This is a genomic window from Serratia sp. FDAARGOS_506 (genome assembly GCF_003812745.1).
Classification (GTDB): Bacteria; Pseudomonadota; Gammaproteobacteria; order Enterobacterales; family Enterobacteriaceae; genus Serratia.
In genome coordinates this window covers 4,749,074-4,767,934 of record NZ_CP033831.1, presented here as the reverse complement: position 1 = coordinate 4,767,934, position 18,861 = coordinate 4,749,074, and the positions used below count along the sequence as shown (strand labels likewise).

Genomic DNA, 18,861 nt, shown 5'->3' with positions numbered 1-18,861 from the left:
TCCAGGCGCGGTTTCCGGCACCCGACTTTACATTTCCAGCTCGATATCCGTCAGCGGCATGCAGCAGCAGGGCAGGATTTCACCGGCGTTGATAAACGCCAGCGGCTGTTGGCGGTAGGCCACTTCGCCTTTCACCAGCTTCAGGCGGCAGGCGCCGCAATAGCCGGAGCGGCATTGGTACTCCACCTGCACGTCGTGCAGTTCCAGCACGTCGAGCAGGCTGTTTTCACTGTTGGGGCAGGAGAGTTGCGTGCCGGCGGCGCGCAGCGTTACGGTTGGCGTCGCCATCGCTTACAGTTCGAAGTCGCTCAGGTCGTCGGCGTTGATCTCCGAGTCGATCTGGCCAACCAGGTAGGAGCTCACTTCCACTTCCTGCGGCGCCACCTGCACGTTGTCGGACACCAACCAGGCGTTGATCCACGGGATCGGGTTGGAGCGGGTTTCGAACGGCAGACCGAGGCCGACCGCCTGCATGCGGATATTGGTGATGTACTCCACATACTGGCACAGGATGTCTTTGTTCAGGCCGATCATCGAGCCGTCGCGGAACAGGTATTCCGCCCACTCTTTCTCCTGCTGGGCGGCCAGCACGAACAGATCGTAGCACTGCTGCTGACATTCTTCGGCGATCTCCGCCATTTCCGGATCGTCGGCGCCGGAACGCATCAGGTTCAGCATGTGCTGGGTGCCGGTCAGGTGCAGCGCTTCGTCGCGGGCGATCAGCTTGATGATTTTGGCGTTGCCTTCCATCAGTTCGCGCTCGGCGAACGCGAAGGAGCAGGCAAAGCTGACGTAGAAGCGGATCGCTTCCAGCGCGTTCACGCTCATCAGGCACAGGTACAGCTGCTTTTTCAGCGCGCGCAGATTGACGGTGACGGTTTTACCGTTCACCTGGTGCGTGCCTTCACCCAACAGGTGATAGTAGCTGGTCATCTCGATCAGATCGTCGTAGTAGCCGGAGATGTCTTTCGCGCGCTTCTTGATCTCTTCGTTGGTGACGATATCGTCGAACACCAGAGCAGGATCGTTGACGATATTGCGGATGATGTGAGTGTAGGAACGGGAGTGGATGGTCTCGGAGAACGACCAGGTTTCTACCCAGGTTTCCAGCTCAGGGATCGAAATCAGCGGCAGCAGGGCGACGTTCGGGCTGCGGCCCTGGATGGAATCCAGCAGCGTCTGATACTTCAGGTTGCTGATGAAGATGTGCTTCTCATGCTCCGGCAGTGCCTGGTAATCGATGCGGTCGCGGGAGACGTCAACCTCTTCCGGACGCCAGAAGAAGGAGAGCTGTTTTTCGATCAGTTTTTCGAAGATTTCATGCTTTTGCTGGTCGAAACGCGCAACGTTTACCGACTGGCCGAAGAACATCGGCTCTTGCAGCTGGTCGTTTTTGGTCTGAGAAAAAGTGGTGTAAGCCATAAGCCTGAATCCATCGTAACGTGGCTAAATGAAGGGGCCGGAAAATTCCGGCCCGCTAGGTCAAACTTTAGATCTTGCAGGCGCCGCTTTCGCAGTCGTCATCGCCGGCCTTGGCAGGCTGCAAATCTTCCTGGGCGTCTTCCGCACCGTCGCGGGTGTTTTGGTAGTACAGCGTTTTCACACCGAACTTGTAGGTGGTGAGCAGGTCTTTCAACAGCTGCTTCATCGGCACCTTGCCGCCCGGGAAGCGGGTCGGATCGTAGTTGGTGTTGGCAGAGATCGACTGGTCGATGAATTTCTGCATCAGCCCTACCAGCTGCAGATAGCCGTCGTTGCTTGGCATTTCCCACAGCAGCTCGTAGTTGTCTTTCAGACGCTCATACTCCGGCACCACCTGGCGCAGGATGCCGTCTTTCGACGCCTTGATGCTGATGTGGCCGCGCGGCGGCTCGATACCGTTGGTGGCGTTGGAAATCTGCGAAGAAGTTTCCGACGGCATCAGGGCGGACAGCGTTGAGTTACGCAGGCCGGTTTCCTGGATCTCTTTACGCAGGGTTTCCCAGTCATAGTGCAGCGGCTCACTGCAGATCGCATCCAGGTCTTTCTTGTAGGTGTCGATCGGCAGGATACCCTGCGAATAAGTGGTTTCTTTGAACCACGGGCAAGCGCCTTGTTCCTGAGCCAGACGGTTGGAGGCTTTCAGCAGGTAGTACTGAATGGCTTCGAACGTTTTGTGCGTCAGGTTGTTGGCGCTGCCGTCGGAATAGCGCACGCCGTTCTTCGCCAGGTAATAAGCGAAGTTGATGACGCCGATACCCAGGGTGCGGCGGCCCATCGCGCCACGGTGCGCGGCCTTGATCGGATAATCCTGGTAATCCAGCAGGGCGTCGAGCGAGCGCACCGCCAGGGTTGCCAATTCTTCCAGATCGTCCAGGCTGTCAATCGCGCCGAGGTTGAAGGCGGACAGGGTGCACAGCGCAATTTCGCCGTTTTCGTCGTTGACGTCTTCCAGCGGCTTGGTCGGGAGTGCGATTTCCAGGCACAGGTTGGACTGACGCACCGGCGCGATCTGCGGATCGAACGGGCTGTGAGTGTTGCAGTGGTCAACGTTCTGGATGTAGATGCGGCCGGTAGAGGCGCGCTCTTGCATCATCAGCGAGAACAGTTCAACCGCTTTCACGCGCTTCTGGCGAATGCTGTCGTCTTTCTCATACTGGGTGTACAGACGCTCGAATTCGTCCTGATCGGCGAAGAACGCGTCATACAGCCCCGGTACATCGGACGGGCTGAACAGAGTGATGTCTTCGCCCTTGATCAGACGCTGGTACATCAGGCGGTTCAGCTGCACACCGTAGTCCATGTGACGCACGCGGTTGCCTTCAACGCCGCGGTTGTTTTTCAACACCAGCAGGCTTTCCACTTCCAGGTGCCACATCGGGTAGAACAGCGTTGCTGCGCCACCGCGTACGCCGCCCTGCGAGCAGGATTTGACGGCGGTCTGGAAGTGCTTGTAGAACGGGATACAGCCGGTATGGAAGGCTTCACCGCCACGGATCGGGCTACCCAGCGCGCGGATGCGGCCGGCGTTGATGCCGATGCCGGCGCGTTGCGAAACGTATTTCACAATGGCGCTGGAAGTGGCGTTAATGGAGTCCAGGCTGTCGCCGCACTCGATCAGCACGCAGGAGCTGAACTGGCGGGTTGGGGTGCGCACGCCGGACATGATCGGCGTAGGCAGCGAAATCTTGAAGGTGGAAATCGCGTCGTAGAAACGTTTGACGTAGTCCAGACGGGTTTCACGCGGGTAGTTGGAGAACAGGCACGCGGACACCAGCATGTACAGGAACTGGGCGCTTTCGTAGATCTCGCCGCTGACGCGGTTCTGCACCAGATACTTGCCTTCCAGCTGCTTGACGGCGGCATAGGAGAAGTTCATGTCGCGCCAGTGATCGATAAAGGCGTCCATCTGCTCGAACTCTTCAGCGCTGTAGTCTTCCAGCAGATGCTTATCGTATTTGCCCATCTCGACCATGCGAATGACGTGGGCGTGCAGCTTCGGCGGCTCGAACTGACCATAAGCCTTTTTGCGCAGGTGGAAGATCGCCAGGCGAGCGGCCAGGTACTGATAGTCCGGCGCATCGCGGGAGATCAGATCGGCTGCGGCTTTGATGATGGTTTCATGAATGTCGGCGGTTTTGATGCCGTCATAAAACTGAATATGTGAACGCAACTCTACTTGAGAAACCGAGACGTTATGTAATCCTTCTGCGGCCCAATCGATGACCCGGTGGATTTTGTCGAGGTTGATGCGCTCTTTACGGCCATCGCGTTTAGTTACAAGCAGACTTTGGTTCATGTGGTGTTTTACCTGTCCGTATGGTTCCCCTAAGCAGAAAGTGTAGTCGCTCTGCTCAGTATGTAAACACTATATATAGGGGGTGTATGTCGGTGAGGTAACAAGATAGTGAGAAAATAAGGCGTTTGCAAGTGAACAAAACCGGCCTAATTTGTGGATAACTTGGGGGTGAAATGTAACTTGCCGCGCGAAGCGCGCGCCGTGACTGGCGCGACCTGCTTGTCAATAAGCGTGATCAGATTTTACTGAAAAACTAAAAAAACCGATCGTTTGACGCTTTATTAAACGTTAGAAAAAAACGGCATATTGATCTGATTTAATATTCTAAAAAACTGTTTACAACGGCTATTTTGATCGAAGTTGCGGAAATTAGGTATTTTTCCGAATGCCCCGTTGGCGCCGCCCCTCGGTAATGCAGGGCCGGCGCGGTTTACAACGCTTAGCCTTCGTGCTGGGTGTGCACCATGTAGTTCACGTCAACGTTGCGTCCAAGCTTGAAATGATCGGTGATCGGGTTGTAATGCAGGCCGATCATGTGCTTTTCGCGCAGCGGTGTGCCGTCGACCCAGCCGATCAGCTCGGAAGGGCGAATAAACTTCTTATGATCGTGGGTGCCCTGCGGCACCATCTTCAACACGTACTCCGCACCGATCACCGCCATCAGCCAGGCTTTGGTGTTGCGGTTGATGGTAGAGAAGAACACGTGGCCGCCCGGTTTCACCAGCTGAGCGCAGGCGCGCACCACCGAAGCCGGATCCGGCACGTGCTCCAGCATCTCCATGCAGGTGACCACGTCGTAACGCTGCGGATTGGCCTGAGCATGGCTTTCCACCGTCTCCTGCACGTAAGTGACGTTCACGCCGCTTTCCAGCGCGTGCAGCCGCGCGACCTGCAGCGGCTCCGCGCCCATGTCCAGGCCGGTGACCTTGGCGCCTTCGCGCGCCATGCTTTCCGCCAGAATGCCGCCGCCGCAGCCTACGTCGAGTACCTGCTGGTCAAAAATGCCGCCGGCGCGTTGCATGATGTAGTTCAGGCGCAACGGGTTGATGCGGTGCAGCGGTTTGAACTCGCCTTCCAGATCCCACCAGCGAGAGGCGACGGCCTCGAACTTGGCGATTTCCTGGTGGTCAACGTTTTGCACTCGGCTGGATGATTCTGCGTTCATGGGCTTGTCTGGCTCCTTGTTCTCGTTGCGCGGATTATACATGTTCCGGCACGGCATCGTCTGTGCCGATGCGTTTTTAGCGCACTTATCTGCACAATTTCCGTGAAACAGCGGCGGTTATTTTCCCGTAAAGCGTGCTTTGTGATATAGTTTTACACCTTTGCCACTATGGCAGCGGGCAGATGAATCATTAGTAGAGGGATAGCAGCTCCATGAGCGACCTTGCCAGAGAAATCACACCGGTAAACATCGAAGACGAGTTGAAAAACTCGTATCTGGACTATGCGATGTCCGTTATTGTCGGACGTGCGCTGCCAGATGTTCGTGATGGGCTGAAGCCGGTTCACCGCCGCGTTCTGTACGCGATGAGCGTACTGGGTAACGACTGGAATAAACCATACAAGAAATCGGCCCGTGTCGTCGGGGACGTGATCGGTAAATATCACCCGCACGGTGACAGCGCGGTTTACGACACTATCGTGCGTATGGCTCAGCCGTTTTCACTGCGCTACATGCTGGTGGACGGTCAGGGTAACTTCGGTTCCGTTGACGGCGACTCCGCTGCGGCGATGCGTTATACCGAAGTGCGCATGTCCAAGATTGCTCACGAACTGTTGGCGGATCTGGAAAAAGAAACCGTCGACTTCGTGCCTAACTATGATGGCACCGAGCAGATCCCGGCCGTCATGCCGACCAAGATCCCGAACTTGCTGGTCAACGGCGCATCGGGCATCGCCGTAGGTATGGCTACCAATATTCCGCCGCACAACCTGACAGAAGTCGTCAACGGCTGCCTGGCCTATATCGACGATGAAAACATCAGCATCGAAGGGCTGATGGAACACATCCCGGGGCCGGACTTCCCGACGGCGGCGATCATCAACGGCCGCCGCGGCATTGAAGAGGCCTATCGCACCGGGCGCGGTAAAATCTACCTGCGCGCGCGCGCGGAAGTGGAAGCCGACGCCAAGACCGGCCGCGAAACCATCGTTGTTCACGAGATCCCGTATCAGGTGAACAAGGCGCGTCTGATCGAGAAGATCGCCGAACTGGTGAAAGAAAAGCGCGTGGAAGGCATCAGCGCGCTGCGCGATGAGTCCGATAAAGACGGCATGCGCATCGTGATCGAAGTCAAACGTGATGCGGTCGGCGAAGTGGTGCTGAACAACCTGTATGCGCTGACGCAACTGCAGGTTACCTTCGGCATCAACATGGTCGCGCTGCATCAGGGCCAGCCTAAACTGCTGAACCTGAAAGACATCCTCGAAGCTTTCGTGCGCCACCGCCGCGAAGTGGTTACCCGCCGCACCATCTTCGAACTGCGCAAGGCCCGCGACCGCGCCCATATCCTGGAAGCGCTGGCCATTGCGCTGGCCAACATCGATCCGATCATCGAGCTGATTCGCCGTGCGCCGACCCCGGCCGAAGCGAAAGTCGCGCTGGTGGCGCAGCCGTGGGATCTCGGCAACGTCAGCGCCATGTTGGAGCGCGCCGGTGACGACGCCGCCCGCCCTGAGTGGCTGGAGCCGGAGTTCGGCATCCGCGACGGCAAATACTACCTGACCGAGCAGCAGGCTCAGGCGATTCTGGATCTGCGCCTGCAGAAACTGACCGGCCTGGAGCACGAGAAGCTGCTGGACGAATATAAAGAACTGCTCAACTTTATCGCTGAGCTGATCTTTATTCTGGAAAGCCCAGAGCGCCTGATGGAAGTGATCCGCGAAGAGCTGGTGGCAGTCAAAGAGCTGTACAACGACGGCCGCCGCACCGAGATCACCGCCAATACTTCCGACATCAACATCGAAGACCTGATCAATCAGGAAGATGTGGTGGTGACTCTGTCTCACCAGGGCTACGTGAAGTACCAGCCGCTGTCCGACTATGAAGCTCAACGCCGCGGCGGTAAAGGTAAGTCTGCGGCGCGTATTAAAGAAGAAGACTTTATCGATCGCCTGCTGGTGGCCAACACCCACGATACGATCCTGTGCTTCTCCAGCCGTGGCCGCCTGTATTGGATGAAGGTATACCAACTGCCTGAAGCCAGCCGCGGCGCGCGCGGTCGCCCAATCGTCAACCTGCTGCCGCTGGAAGCCGATGAGCGCATCACCGCCATCCTGCCGGTACGCGAGTATGAAGAAGGGCGTCACGTGTTCATGGCCACCGCCAGCGGTACCGTGAAGAAAACTGCGCTGACCGAGTTCAGCCGTCCACGCAGCGCCGGCATCATCGCCGTCAACCTCAACGAAGGTGACGAGCTGATCGGCGTCGATCTGACCGACGGCAGCAACGAAGTGATGCTGTTCTCCGCCAACGGCAAAGTGGTGCGCTTCCCGGAAACGCAGGTGCGTTCTATGGGCCGTACCGCGACCGGCGTGCGCGGCATCAACCTTGGTGAAGGCGACAGCGTGATCTCGCTGATCGTGCCGCGCGGTGAGGGCGACATCCTGACCGTGACGCAAAACGGCTTCGGTAAACGTACCGCCGTGACCGAGTATCCAACCAAGTCACGCGCCACTCAGGGGGTTATCTCCATCAAGGTGAGCGAGCGTAACGGCCAGGTGGTCGGCGCCGTGCAGGTGGAAACCAGCGACCAGATCATGATGATCACCGATGCCGGCACGCTGGTGCGCACCCGCGTTTCGGAAGTCAGCGTGGTGGGCCGTAACACCCAGGGCGTAACGCTGATCCGCACGGCGGAAGACGAAAGCGTCGTCGGTCTGCAGCGTGTGGCCGAGCCGGTGGAAGACGAAGAGCTGGATAGCCTGGAACCGGGCGCGGAAGCGGTGGAAGAAGACACCACGCCGCTGGACGATGGCGACGACGCGGCTGAGCCGATGGACGACGACAACGTTTAAAGCAAGGTGATGGCGTCGGCATACCGACACCGTAATGCACTGAGACAAAAGGGCCTGGCAGCGATGCTAGGCCCTTTTTCAGTTATATGGTTTAATTGGCGCACCGAGCCGCCGGCCGCCGCGCCGGCGACAACGCGCGCCGCCACTGACTTTCGTATGGTATCCGATTGAAATATTTAGCCTCTTTTCGAACTACGCTGAAGATATCCCGCTATCTGTTCCGGGTGCTGGCGATTTTGCTGTGGTCGTTGGGAGCGCTGCTCACCACCTTTTATATTCTGAATATCCTGCATCAGAAAGAGTCGGACATTCGGCAGGAGTACAACCTCAACTTCGATCAGGCGCAGGGCTACATCCGCCATTCCGCCGACATCATCCGCGACATCAAGTATATGGCGGAGAACCGTCTCAACGGTTCAGTCAGCAGCCTGGACATGTTCAGCGGCGTGTTCCCCGGTAAGGGCAGCCCGCCGCAATTCTTTCCTCTGTATCCGGAGTCCAACTGCGCGCTGAGCACCACCTACCGCAGTTCGCTCGATTCGTTGAGCGGGTTGATCCAGTATTGGAAAGAGAACTTCGTGGCGGCCTACGATCTCAACCGGGTGTTCTTCATCGGTGGCGACAGCCTCTGTTTAGCGGAGTTTGGCGGTGGCAACGCGGTCGCCAACCGGGAAAACATGCTGAAATTGTTGCATGAGCGTATTCTGAAATACCGTAACGCCAAGAGTTTGGACAAAGACAACAACCTGTATTGGATCAGCCCGAGTGCGCAACGGCCAGACGTCGGTTATCTGTATGTACTGGCGCCGATCTATATAGGCAACAAGTTGGAGGCGTTGCTGGGCATCGAGCAAACTGTCCGGTTGGAAGATTTCGTCACCGCCGGCAACCTGCCGATCGGTGTCACGCTGTTGGATGAGAACAATGAGCCGGTACTGCGCCTGGCGGATGGCGATCGCTATGCGGCTTCGCTCAACAGCTATCCTGAAGAGCATGCCTACTTCGGCTATGTCGACAATTACCGCGATCTGGTTTTGAAGAAAGCGCTGCCACCTTCTTCGCTGAGTATCGTCTATGCGTTGCCGGTGAAAAGCGTGGTGGAACGCTTCAAAATGCTGATCCTCAATGCGCTGTTGCTTAACCTGCTGTCGGCCATCGTGCTGTTCACGCTGGCGTGGCTGTTTGAGCGCAAGATGTTCCTGCCGGCGGAGGACAACGCCTTCCGTCTGGAAGAGCACGAGCAGTTCAACCGCAAGATCGTCGCTTCGGCGCCGGTGGGCATCTGTATCCTGCGCATCAGCGACGGCACCAATATTCTGAGTAATGAACTGGCGCACAACTATATCAATTTGTTGACCCACGAAGATCGCGACCGCATTACGCGCATCATTTGCGAGCAGCAGGCGAATTTCGTCGATGTGATGACCAGCAACAACAACAACCTGCAGATCAGCTTTGTCCACTCGCGCTACCGTAACGAAGAGGTGGCAATCTGCGTGCTGGTGGACGTCAGCGCGCGCGTGAAAATGGAGGAGTCGCTGCAGGAGATGGCGGCGGCGGCGGAGCAGGCCAGCCAGTCCAAATCGATGTTCCTGGCCACCGTCAGCCATGAGCTGCGCACGCCGCTGTACGGTATTATCGGCAACCTCGATCTGCTGCAAACCAAAGCGTTGCCGCAAGGGGTCGATCGGTTGGTCAATGCGATGAACAACTCTTCCGGCCTGCTGCTGAAAATCATCAGCGATATTCTCGATTTCTCCAAAATTGAATCCGAGCAGCTGAAGATCGAACCGCGCGAGTTCTCCTGTCTGGAGGTGATCACCCATATCGCCGGCAACTATTTGCCGCTGGTGGTGAAGAAACGTCTGGGGCTGTACTGCTTTATCGAGCAAAACGTGCCGGAGCGCATTTTCGGCGATCCGGTGCGGCTGCAGCAGGTGCTCTCCAACCTGGTGAATAACGCCATCAAGTTCACCGATACCGGCTGTATTGTGTTGCAGGTCTGCACTCGCGGCAGCCATCTGGAGTTCAGCGTGCGCGATACCGGTGTCGGTATCCCGGAGAAAGAGATCTCGCGCCTGTTCGATCCGTTCTTCCAGGTGGGCACCGGTGTGCAGCGCCATTTCCAGGGAACCGGCCTGGGGTTGGCTATCTGTGAGAAACTGATCAACCTGATGGACGGCGATATCGCCGTTGAGTCCGAACCGGGGCTGGGCAGTCTGTTCAGCATCCGTATTCCGCTGTTCAACGCCCAGTTCCCGATCCCACAAGCCAGCGATACCTGGCAGGGGCGGCGGCTGTGGCTGGATATCCGCAATCAGCGGCTGGAAAGTTACCTGATGGCGATCCTGGGCGGCTACGGTGCTGATATCCAGCGCTATGACGGGCAGGAGACCGCCGCCGGAGAGGTGATGCTCAGCGATCATCCGCTGATGTTAGATACGCCGCTGCTGGCCCAGATCCAATTTTCCACCGAGCATATCGGCCCATCGCTGGAAACCCGACCGGGTTATTGGATGCACAGCACCTCCACGCCGCGAGAAACGCTGACCTTGCTCAACCGGCTGTTCGGCGTCGGCAGTGGCGCGGCAGAGGCGCTGGTGCAGCTGCCGGTGCCCGCCAAGGCCAGCGCAGCGGACAACGGCGATATTCATCTGCTGGTGGTTGACGACCATCCGATCAACCGTCGCCTGTTGTCCGATCAGCTGGGGTCGCTGGGATATCAGGTGGTGACTGCCAATGACGGCGTCGATGCGCTCGGCGTGTTGAAACAACACCATGTCGATATTGTGCTGACCGATGTCAATATGCCGAATATGGACGGTTATCGTCTGACGCAGGAGCTGCGGCAGATGCAGTTCAGCGCGCCGGTGATCGGCGTGACGGCGAATGCGCTGGCGGAAGAGAAGCAGCGTTGCCTCGAGGCGGGTATGGATAATTGTCTGTCGAAACCCGTCACGCTGGAGACGTTGGAGCAGACCTTGGCTTATTACAGTCAACAGGTACGCTACAGCCGCAGCGAGGCTTGAAAAGCAAACAGGCACGGCGAAATGCCGTGCCTGTTTGGCGTCAACCTGCCGTGAGGCGGGATTTAGTCTTTGTCCAGCGGCGTCATGCTGACGGAGGAGAGGTAGTTGAGCAGGGCGATGTCGTTTTCGACGCCCAGCTTCATCATCGCCGATTTCTTCTGGCTGCTGATGGTTTTGATGCTGCGGTTGAGCTTCTTGGCGATTTCGGTCACCAGGAAACCTTCAGCGAACAGGCGCAGCACTTCGCTCTCTTTCGGCGACAGGCGTTTGTCGCCATAGCCGCTGGCGCTGATTTTCTCCAGCAGTTTAGAGACGCTTTCCGGCGTGAATTTCTTGCCTTTCTGCAGGGCGGCCAGCGCCTTCGGCAGATCGGTTGGCGCGCCTTGTTTCAGCACGATGCCTTCGATATCCAGATCCAATACCGCGCTCAGGATCGCCGGGTTGTTGTTCATGGTCAGTACGATGATCGACAACTGCGGATAGTGGCGCTTGATGTATTTAATCAGCGTGATGCCGTCGCCATACTTGTCACCCGGCATCGACAGATCGGTGATCAGCACGTTGGCGTCCAGCTTGGACAGATTGTTGATCAGTGCGGTTGAGTCTTCGAACTCCCCAACGACATTCACCCATTCAATTTGCTCAAGTGACTTCCGGATGCCAAACAGTACGATAGGATGGTCATCAGCAATAATTACGTTCAGGTTATTCATGTTGTTGGCTACCTTGCTTCAGCAGTCTGCTGACGAAAAAATCAATCTGACTGATGTTATTCTCGATCTCGGGCGCATCACCTTCTGCGATGCGCTGTTCTAACGATTCGCACAGCTGCTTGCCGGGAAGCAGATTTAACATGGCAAACACGCCTTTCAGGCGGTGTGCGGTTTGTGACAGCGCATTGAAATCACTGCTGCCCGCCTCAGTATACAGTTTTTTGACATCGTCGGGTACTGTATCGACAAATAGCCCATAGTAATCACTTGATTTCAATTGTTTTTCATAGAGTTGGATATCTTCTGAGCTCAATGAAAGCGGGCTTTCTTCCTGTTCCAGCGCGGCCATTTGCTGTTCGATCAGCATCAGCACGGCGTCGATTAATGCGCCGTTCAGATTGTAGTTCACCCGAATGTAGCGTTTATCCAGCGCTTGCCAGCCCGGCTCATCGGTTGCCAGCAACAGGGTGTAATCATCAGCGCGTTGCGGATTATCGGTCAGCAGCACGTCATAATCGCGATTGACCGCGCGATCTTCGGCGACGAGGCAGTCGGCGCCATAGGCCTGCAGCAGACGGGTCACGATGCCACGCACTTCATCCGACGTGACGTCCAGTAGGGCGGTGACGCCGTCGAGCAGTTTTTCCTGCTCCTGCGGCTCTTTTTTCTCCATCTCCATGGCGACGCGAATGGTATAGCGAGTGCCGATATCCACCTTGCTGCGAATGTCCAACTGGCCGTTAAGCTTTTTGCACAGCTGGTTGCACAGGAAGAAGGTGAGCCCGGAACCGTGGTTGAAGCGGTCCACCAGCGTCTGGCTGAGGAAGGGATAGTTGAGGTTGCTGATCTCTTCGTTGGATATGCCGGAGCCGGTGTCATTGATTTGGAAAATCAGGCGATCCGGATGCTCGGGCTCATGGTCGACAACCAGGGAAATTTTGCCGCAGGCGGTGGTGATAATGGCGTAATGCACCAACAGCGCGATCACTTTACGCAGCGCGTTGGCATCGCCGATATAGTTCTGCTCGACGTCCAGCTGGAAATGCTTGAACAGCGCCAGCCCCTTTTGGTTAAGGGCGGGCAGGGCCTCCAGCAGCAACTCATCGATCATTGCCGCCGGATTGAACGGTTCGCGCGTAGGCTGCCAGTCCTGGGTTTCCAGCCGGGTCAACAGGGTAATGTTATCGATTAATCCCAGCACCGAAGCCGACTCCGCCGTCAACTGGCCCAGCAACGCCTGCTGCTGCTCCTCATCCGGCCGGCTGCGCAGACGATCGACCAGATCGTGCATCTGGCGCACCGGTTGATTGAGCTCGATGCCCAGATTGTGCAGCATCAGCTTACGTGCCTGAACGTTCTTGTCGTATTCGCGCCGCGCCTGCTGCAGCCGTTTGTTCACCATCACCTCTTTATCCTGATCGTGCATCAGGAACAGGTAGGTGTCCGGCGACAGCTGGCTGCGGAAAATACGGATTTCATACACTTCATTGTTGACCGTCGCCTGGATCACTCCGTGATGCTGTTCGGCCATATGAGCGATTTTTTGCAGGCTGAGGTGCGGCAGCAGGTGCTCGGCGATTTTGTTGCTGGCGATCACCGTATTGTTGGCGAAGCTGTAGACCAGCAGGCCGGAAGGCAGGCTGGAGACGATCTCCTGATTCAGAGCGCGCTCGGCTTCCAGCTCCACCGCCATGTTTTCGCTCGGGCGTATGTACTGGCGGCGGATAAAGTAGATGCTCAGCATCGACAGCGCCAGCAGCAGCAGGTTGATCGCGATCAGCCAGATGTTGTTGCGCAGCAGATCGATGGCCAGATTGATGGCCGAAACGCGGTACACCACCTTCAGCGGCGCATTGGGCAGGGCGGCGCTGAACTCGACCCAACCGCCGCTCATCGCCGCATGGGCGCCGAGAGCCATTTCCGCCGGGATGGCGCTGTCGTCGAGATCGACATCGTCCGGCAGCAGCAGGAAATTGGCGCGGGCCAGATTGGCCGGAATGATGTCGTTGATCGGCAAGTCGAAGGCGATCACCGTCGCCAGATGCCCCGGTTGATTAAAGGTGGTGCGAATCGAGAACGAATAGGCGTTCTGGAAACGCTGCTTGCGCAGATCGGAAAAGCTCTCGCGCTCGTCGAGCATGTTGGCCTGTTGCAGCATCTCGGCGCGGCGTTCGTCCGCCGAGGTGGTCAGGTAGCTCTCCCGAAAGCGCGAAGCCAGCTCTTTGAGCGGCTGAGTGGTGATCAGACTGAGGCTGTTGTCCTGACCATTGAGGTAATACATGGCGTAGCTCTCGGTCTTGGCACCCCAGCGGGTGTCCAGGTAGTCCGAGATGTTGGCGATCATTGCCAGTGTGTTCTCGTCATGGCTGCCGAAGATCACCGCGTCGGTTTTCTTATGCGGCTTCTCGACATAATAGACGTCGGGCCGCAGGCGGGTTTCCTGCAAACCGGGATCGACATTCTGTGCCGGCGCATTGCCGAATTTGTCATAGACCTGGTAGGTCATATAGCGGTAGGTATCGATACGCCTTTGCAGCGAACCGGCAATGCTGTTCAGCGTGTACTTCTTTTCCGCCAGCCAGGCGTTGGTGTAGTTGTAACCATACAAGCCAATGCCGATCGTCAGCAGCACGATAAACAGCAGGAAGCAGCGGGTAATGTTGCTGGAGCTTATGGTCAGTTGTTTATTTTGCATAGTGGCTGCGCATTCCTGAATCAGCGAGTGACGGCCTTAGCGCTGGCGGTTACCGCCAACAGCAGAGCGGCTACGCAGGCGAAAGCCACCGTCAGGCTGGAAAACTGAGCGATAAAGCCGATCAGCGCCGGGCCGGCCAGAATACCGGCATAGCCGACGGTGGTGACGGAGGCGATCGCCAAATTGGCCGGCATGTCGCGCTGGTTGCCCGCCGCGCTGAACAGGATCGGCACGACGTTCGAGGCGCCCAGGCCGACCAGCATGAAACCGACCAGCGAAACGGTGGCGTGATTGAAGGCTATGGCCAGGCTCAGACCGAGCGCGGCGCACAGGCTGCCCAGCAGCAGCACCCGGTAACGGCCCAGCGAGTTCACCACCCGATCGCCATTTAGGCGGCCGAGCGTCATGGTGATGGAAAACAGCGCATAGCCCAGTCCGGCCTGGCTATGCTCGACGCCGCGCAACGTGGCGAGGAACAGCGCGCTCCAGTCGAGCATCGAACCTTCCGCCAGAAACATGATAAAGCACAGGATGCCGATGAACATCACCCAGCCGCGCGGCAAGACAAACATCGGCCCGCCGTCGTCGGCGCCGCTCTCACGCAGCAGATGGCGGCTGGCGAGCGCCAGCAGCACGATCACCGCCAGCACGGTGAGCAGAGTGGATTGCAGCGGCGTCAGCCCCAGCCACAGCAGCGCGCTGACGCCGCCGGCGCCGGCAATGCCACCGATGCTGAAGAAACCGTGAAAACCGGACATCATCGCTTTGCCGCTGGCGCGTTCGACGATCACCGCCTGAACGTTCATCGCTACGTCGATCATGCCGATTGCCGCACCGAACAGCAGCAGCGCTACGGCCATGCCGCCGAGGGAATCCATCAGTGCCAGCAGCGGCAGATCGATGCATAACCCGAGCCCCGCCATCAGGATCACTGCGCGGCAACCCAGTTTGCCGGTCAGGAAGCCGGTCAGCGGCATCGCCAGCATGGAACCGGCGCCGATACAGAGCAGCAACAGGCCGAGCGAGCCGTCATCGATGCCGATGCGCGCTTTGGCGAAAGGCACCAGCGGCGCCCAGGCGGCCATGCCGAGACCGGCGACGAAGAAGGCCAGGCGAGTGGCGATCTGTTGAGGAACGCCGGGCGTTTGCTGTTCATTGCACAGGGTGGCTGTCATGTAAGCGTCAGGATCTTGGGTCAAAAGAATGGTGAAAGTTACTGACAGTTTTTATCACAATCCGCGATCCGGGTCGAAAATATTCGCGTCTGGTTCTTCTCTGGCGCCGCCTTTGCGCACCAGCCACAGCGCGATGACCTGGATAATATAGGACTTTTGCTGCTCGTCCAGTGAGGCGCCCTGCGGTATACCGTGCCACTTTTCCAGGCAGCCGCGGCAGCAGGTGGCGGTGGCATGTTGGGCGACAAACACCGGGTGGCCGCGCATCGGCGTTTGCTTGCCATCGTTTTTAGGATGGGCGGCGGCCAGGCGACGGTCGATGAAATCGCGGGCATGGCTGAGGATCAGCGGCAATCCCTTGTCGTCGAGATAGCTCTGGTCCTTGGCATTTAAACGGAAACGGGCGCGGAAGGGGGAGCTTTGCAGCCGCTGCCACAGCACGTCGGGTTGAAAGGACATCATGGCTTTACTCGCTGAGGGTGAGCTTTTTTTCAGGTTACCAGAAGTGAAACTCCGCGGCTAATTATGCCCGTGGCGAGAAATAACGGACGGGATAAAGCACGAAATGAAAAACAAGCTCAATTTGTAGACTAAAATAAGAGGAAGGATTAGCAATTAGTGCGGAAGTGAATTAGTGAAACTATATCATGAGGTTATTTATTTGCTTGCTATTTGTGCGAATTGAAATTGTGGTGAGAGTGTAGGTTGAAATAAAAAACCGGCCAGAAGCCGGTTAAAGGAATGCAGAAATTATCTTCGGATAATGAAGGTAATAATGAAAATAATGATGATAGCGAGGTGATTATAGCGGCTAGGTGCAAGGGACGTTTTGGCACAATGTGCTTATTGCCCGGCACAATTGTATGGTTGGCTTTTTTTTCTTAAAGATTTGTATAACTACATGATTTTTTATCAATTAATCTATTCTTTGTCTTTAAGTGCTTTATTTTGTTTGTCGGTAATGTTTTGTGAAAGTTCGCGCCTATTTACATTTTGAAACCTTTATTAATTACAATGAAACACTATCGGATACTTGGTATCATTTTCTTTCTGGATTAATATAACCCTTGTTACCAGAATGGTAATGCACAGTCGTGCTAATAATGCTCGAAAAGGGCAGTGGCCGTAGCTCGACATAATTAACGAGGATAATAACGATGAAACTTCGAGTACTCTCTCTGATGGTACCCGCACTGCTGGTTGCAGGCACAGCAGGCGCGGCGGAAATCTACAACAAAGACGGTAATAAACTGGATTTGTACGGTAAAGTCGACGGTCTTCACTATTTCTCCAGCAACAACGGCGTGGACGGCGACCAGTCTTATATGCGTTTTGGCCTGCGCGGCGAAACGCAAATCAGCGATCAACTGACCGGTTATGGCCAGTGGGAATACCAGGCAAACCTGAACCACGCTGAAAACCAGGACAACAAGAACTTCACCCGTTACGGTTTCGCCGGTCTGAAATTCGGCGACTACGGCTCCTTCGACTATGGCCGTAACACCGGCGTGCTGTACGACGTCGCGGCGTATACCGACTTGCAGCCTGAGTTCGATGGTATGACCTACGGTGCTGACCAGTTCATGTTCCAGCGTTCCAGCGGCCTGGCGACCTACCGTAACAACGGCTTCTTCGGCCTGGTCGATGGCCTGAACTTCGCCCTGCAGTACCAGGGTAAAAACGGCAATGGCGAAGAGACCAACAACGGTCGTGACGTGCTGGGTCAGAACGGCGAAGGCTACGGCATGTCCATGAGCTATGACATGGGCTACGGCATCAGCGCCGCGGGCGCCTTCTTCAACTCTCGCCGCACCAGCGAGCAGAACGGCGGTAACGGTCACCAGAACATCATGGGCCGCGGCGATAAGGCGGAAGGTTACTCCGGCGGTCTGAAATATGACGCCAACGACGTCTACCTGGCGGTGATGTTCACCCAGTCCTACAACGCGGCGCGTTTCGGCAGCTCCGACAGCAGCGTTTACGGTTATGCCAACAAGGCGCAGAGCTTTGAAGCCTATGCGCACTACCAGTTCGACTTCGGTCTGCGTCCGTTCGTGGGTTATAACCAGACCAAAGGTAAAGACCTGGGCCGCGCCGGCAACGGCAAGGACTACGGCGATCAAGACCTGGTCAAATTCGTCGACCTGGGTGCGACCTACTTCTTCAACAAAAACATGTCTACCTATGTTGATTACAAAATCAACCTGGTGGACAAAAACGACTTCACCGACGCTGCCGGTATCAACACCGACAACGTGGTTGCCGTGGGCCTGGTTTACCAGTTCTAAGCATCAGCGTGTGAATGACATAGCGCGGCCTTTAGGCCGCGTTTTTTTTTGCCGGTCAAAGCACGGATTGATCCAGGCTCGGCACGTGAAGCGCTTCGGATCTCCTCCGCTCGGCCTACGCTGTCAGAACGGAAACCAGAGCGGAGGCTATATGGAACTCGAGATCGGCAAGGTGATCGAAACGGTGCTGTACGTCAGCGATATTGAACGCGCGGACGCTTTTTATCGTGAGGTGCTGAAACTGCCGCCGATAGTGGCCAACGAACGGTTTTGCGCCTATAACGTCGGCGATCGAAGCGTATTGTTGCTGTTTATTGAGGGCGACTCGCTGCGCGGGGCGCACTATCCGACCGGATTTATACCCGCGCACGATGGCGTGGGGCCGGCGCATATCGGACTGGCGGTGACGAAAGAGCAGTTACCGCACTGGGAACGGCATCTTACGGCCAGCGGCGTGGAGATAGAAGGACGGATGCGCTGGGAACACGGCGGGGAGAGCATTTATTTTCGCGATCCCGACGCCCACCTGCTGGAGCTGGTGACGCCGGGCATCTGGCCTAACTACTGAGCGAGCCCACCTTGCGCCAGCATGTCCAACGCGGCATTCAACACCTGCAGCGCAGCCTGCGGTTGCTGCTCTATCTGCACTTTGACGATGGCGCCGTCGATCAACATCGCCAATATCGCTGCGTGCTGTTCCCGCTGCGGCCCAGCGGGCAGGTAACGTGCCAGTTCATCCGTCATCTGCCGCTTATGCTGGCCGGCGATGTGCAGGCTTTCCGGCAGCAGATCGGCGATTTCCACCGCCGTATTGATAAACGCGCAGCCGCGAAAGCGCGGATCGTCGAACCATTCCGTCAGGCAGGGCGTCAGCGCGGGCAGCAACCCCCCGGCCTGCGCCACATGGCGGGCCAGCGATGTGCTGAACCAGGCTAGCCACTGCTGGTGGCGATAGGCCAAAAACGCCGTAATCAAGTCGTTCTTGCTGGGAAAGTGGCGGTAAAACGTCACCTTGGTTACGCCTGACTCTTTGATGATGCGATCGATGCCGGTGGCGCGGATCCCCTCCTGATAAAACAGCTCGTGCGCCGTCAGCAGGATGCGCTGGCGGGCGGGTAAGGCGTTGAGATCGGCGGTCATCATTTTCTCCCAGGCTATTTCGA

The 18,861-nt window shown here is 57.0% G+C and carries 13 protein-coding genes; 4 read left to right on the top strand and 9 right to left on the bottom strand.

What is annotated here, in order from left to right:
- Positions 1 to 27: 27 nt before the first annotated feature.
- The 4 genes from yfaE to ubiG all read right to left on the bottom strand — a co-directional run bounded on the left by yfaE (position 28) and on the right by ubiG (position 4,943).
- Complete coding sequence (gene yfaE, locus EGY12_RS23080; RefSeq protein ID WP_123895510.1) at positions 28 to 288, bottom strand: class I ribonucleotide reductase maintenance protein YfaE; 261 nt, start codon at positions 286 to 288, stop codon at positions 28 to 30.
- A gap of 3 nt (positions 289 to 291) precedes the next feature.
- The gene (gene nrdB, locus EGY12_RS23075; RefSeq protein ID WP_019453694.1) at positions 292 to 1,422 is read right to left on the bottom strand and encodes a class Ia ribonucleoside-diphosphate reductase subunit beta; all 1,131 of its coding nucleotides are present in this window, start codon (positions 1,420 to 1,422) and stop codon (positions 292 to 294) included.
- 67 nt (positions 1,423 to 1,489) lie between these two features.
- A complete protein-coding gene (nrdA, locus tag EGY12_RS23070; RefSeq protein WP_123895509.1) occupies positions 1,490 to 3,778 on the bottom strand; it encodes a class 1a ribonucleoside-diphosphate reductase subunit alpha in 2,289 nt (762 codons plus the stop codon).
- 439 nt (positions 3,779 to 4,217) lie between these two features.
- A complete protein-coding gene (gene ubiG / locus EGY12_RS23065; RefSeq protein ID WP_049200204.1) occupies positions 4,218 to 4,943 on the bottom strand; it encodes a bifunctional 2-polyprenyl-6-hydroxyphenol methylase/3-demethylubiquinol 3-O-methyltransferase UbiG in 726 nt (241 codons plus the stop codon).
- Positions 4,944 to 5,155: 212 nt separating this feature from the next.
- Between ubiG and gyrA the strand changes: the two genes are divergently transcribed.
- Both gyrA and rcsC read left to right on the top strand, forming a co-directional pair.
- Complete coding sequence (gyrA, locus tag EGY12_RS23060; protein WP_123895508.1) at positions 5,156 to 7,798, top strand: DNA topoisomerase (ATP-hydrolyzing) subunit A; 2,643 nt, start codon at positions 5,156 to 5,158, stop codon at positions 7,796 to 7,798.
- Between the two features lie 167 nt (positions 7,799 to 7,965).
- Positions 7,966 to 10,827, top strand: coding sequence for a two-component system sensor histidine kinase RcsC (gene rcsC, locus EGY12_RS23055; RefSeq protein WP_123895507.1), 2,862 nt, complete (start codon positions 7,966 to 7,968; stop codon positions 10,825 to 10,827).
- Positions 10,828 to 10,889: 62 nt separating this feature from the next.
- Here the strand turns inward: rcsC and rcsB are convergent, their stop codons facing one another.
- From rcsB to EGY12_RS23035, 4 genes are read right to left on the bottom strand one after another with little or no spacing between them, the layout of a single operon-like run.
- Entirely contained in the window at positions 10,890 to 11,540 is a 651-nt protein-coding gene (rcsB, locus tag EGY12_RS23050) for a response regulator transcription factor RcsB (protein ID WP_004935900.1), read from the bottom strand.
- Positions 11,533 to 14,235, bottom strand: a complete 2,703-nt coding sequence (gene rcsD, locus EGY12_RS23045; protein ID WP_123895506.1) for a phosphotransferase RcsD — start codon at positions 14,233 to 14,235, stop codon at positions 11,533 to 11,535. Before rcsD ends, rcsB begins: the two co-directional genes overlap by 8 nt.
- Before the next feature lie 20 nt (positions 14,236 to 14,255).
- Positions 14,256 to 15,410 carry an MFS transporter gene (locus tag EGY12_RS23040; protein ID WP_123895505.1) on the bottom strand — a complete coding sequence of 385 codons (1,155 nt, stop codon included), beginning with the start codon at positions 15,408 to 15,410 and terminating at the stop codon, positions 14,256 to 14,258.
- A 54-nt stretch (positions 15,411 to 15,464) separates the two neighbouring features.
- Positions 15,465 to 15,872, bottom strand: coding sequence for a DUF4186 domain-containing protein (locus tag EGY12_RS23035; protein WP_123895504.1), 408 nt, complete (start codon positions 15,870 to 15,872; stop codon positions 15,465 to 15,467).
- 695 nt (positions 15,873 to 16,567) lie between these two features.
- Here EGY12_RS23035 and ompC point away from each other — a divergent pair.
- Both ompC and EGY12_RS23025 read left to right on the top strand, forming a co-directional pair.
- Entirely contained in the window at positions 16,568 to 17,698 is a 1,131-nt protein-coding gene (gene ompC, locus EGY12_RS23030; RefSeq protein ID WP_123895503.1) for a porin OmpC, read from the top strand.
- A gap of 151 nt (positions 17,699 to 17,849) precedes the next feature.
- Positions 17,850 to 18,266: a VOC family protein gene (locus tag EGY12_RS23025; protein WP_123895502.1), complete on the top strand. Its 417-nt coding sequence runs from the start codon at positions 17,850 to 17,852 to the stop codon at positions 18,264 to 18,266.
- Here the strand turns inward: EGY12_RS23025 and EGY12_RS23020 are convergent.
- Complete coding sequence (locus tag EGY12_RS23020; RefSeq protein WP_123895501.1) at positions 18,260 to 18,838, bottom strand: TetR/AcrR family transcriptional regulator; 579 nt, start codon at positions 18,836 to 18,838, stop codon at positions 18,260 to 18,262. The genes EGY12_RS23025 and EGY12_RS23020 overlap by 7 nt on opposite strands.
- Positions 18,839 to 18,861: the final 23 nt, after the last annotated feature.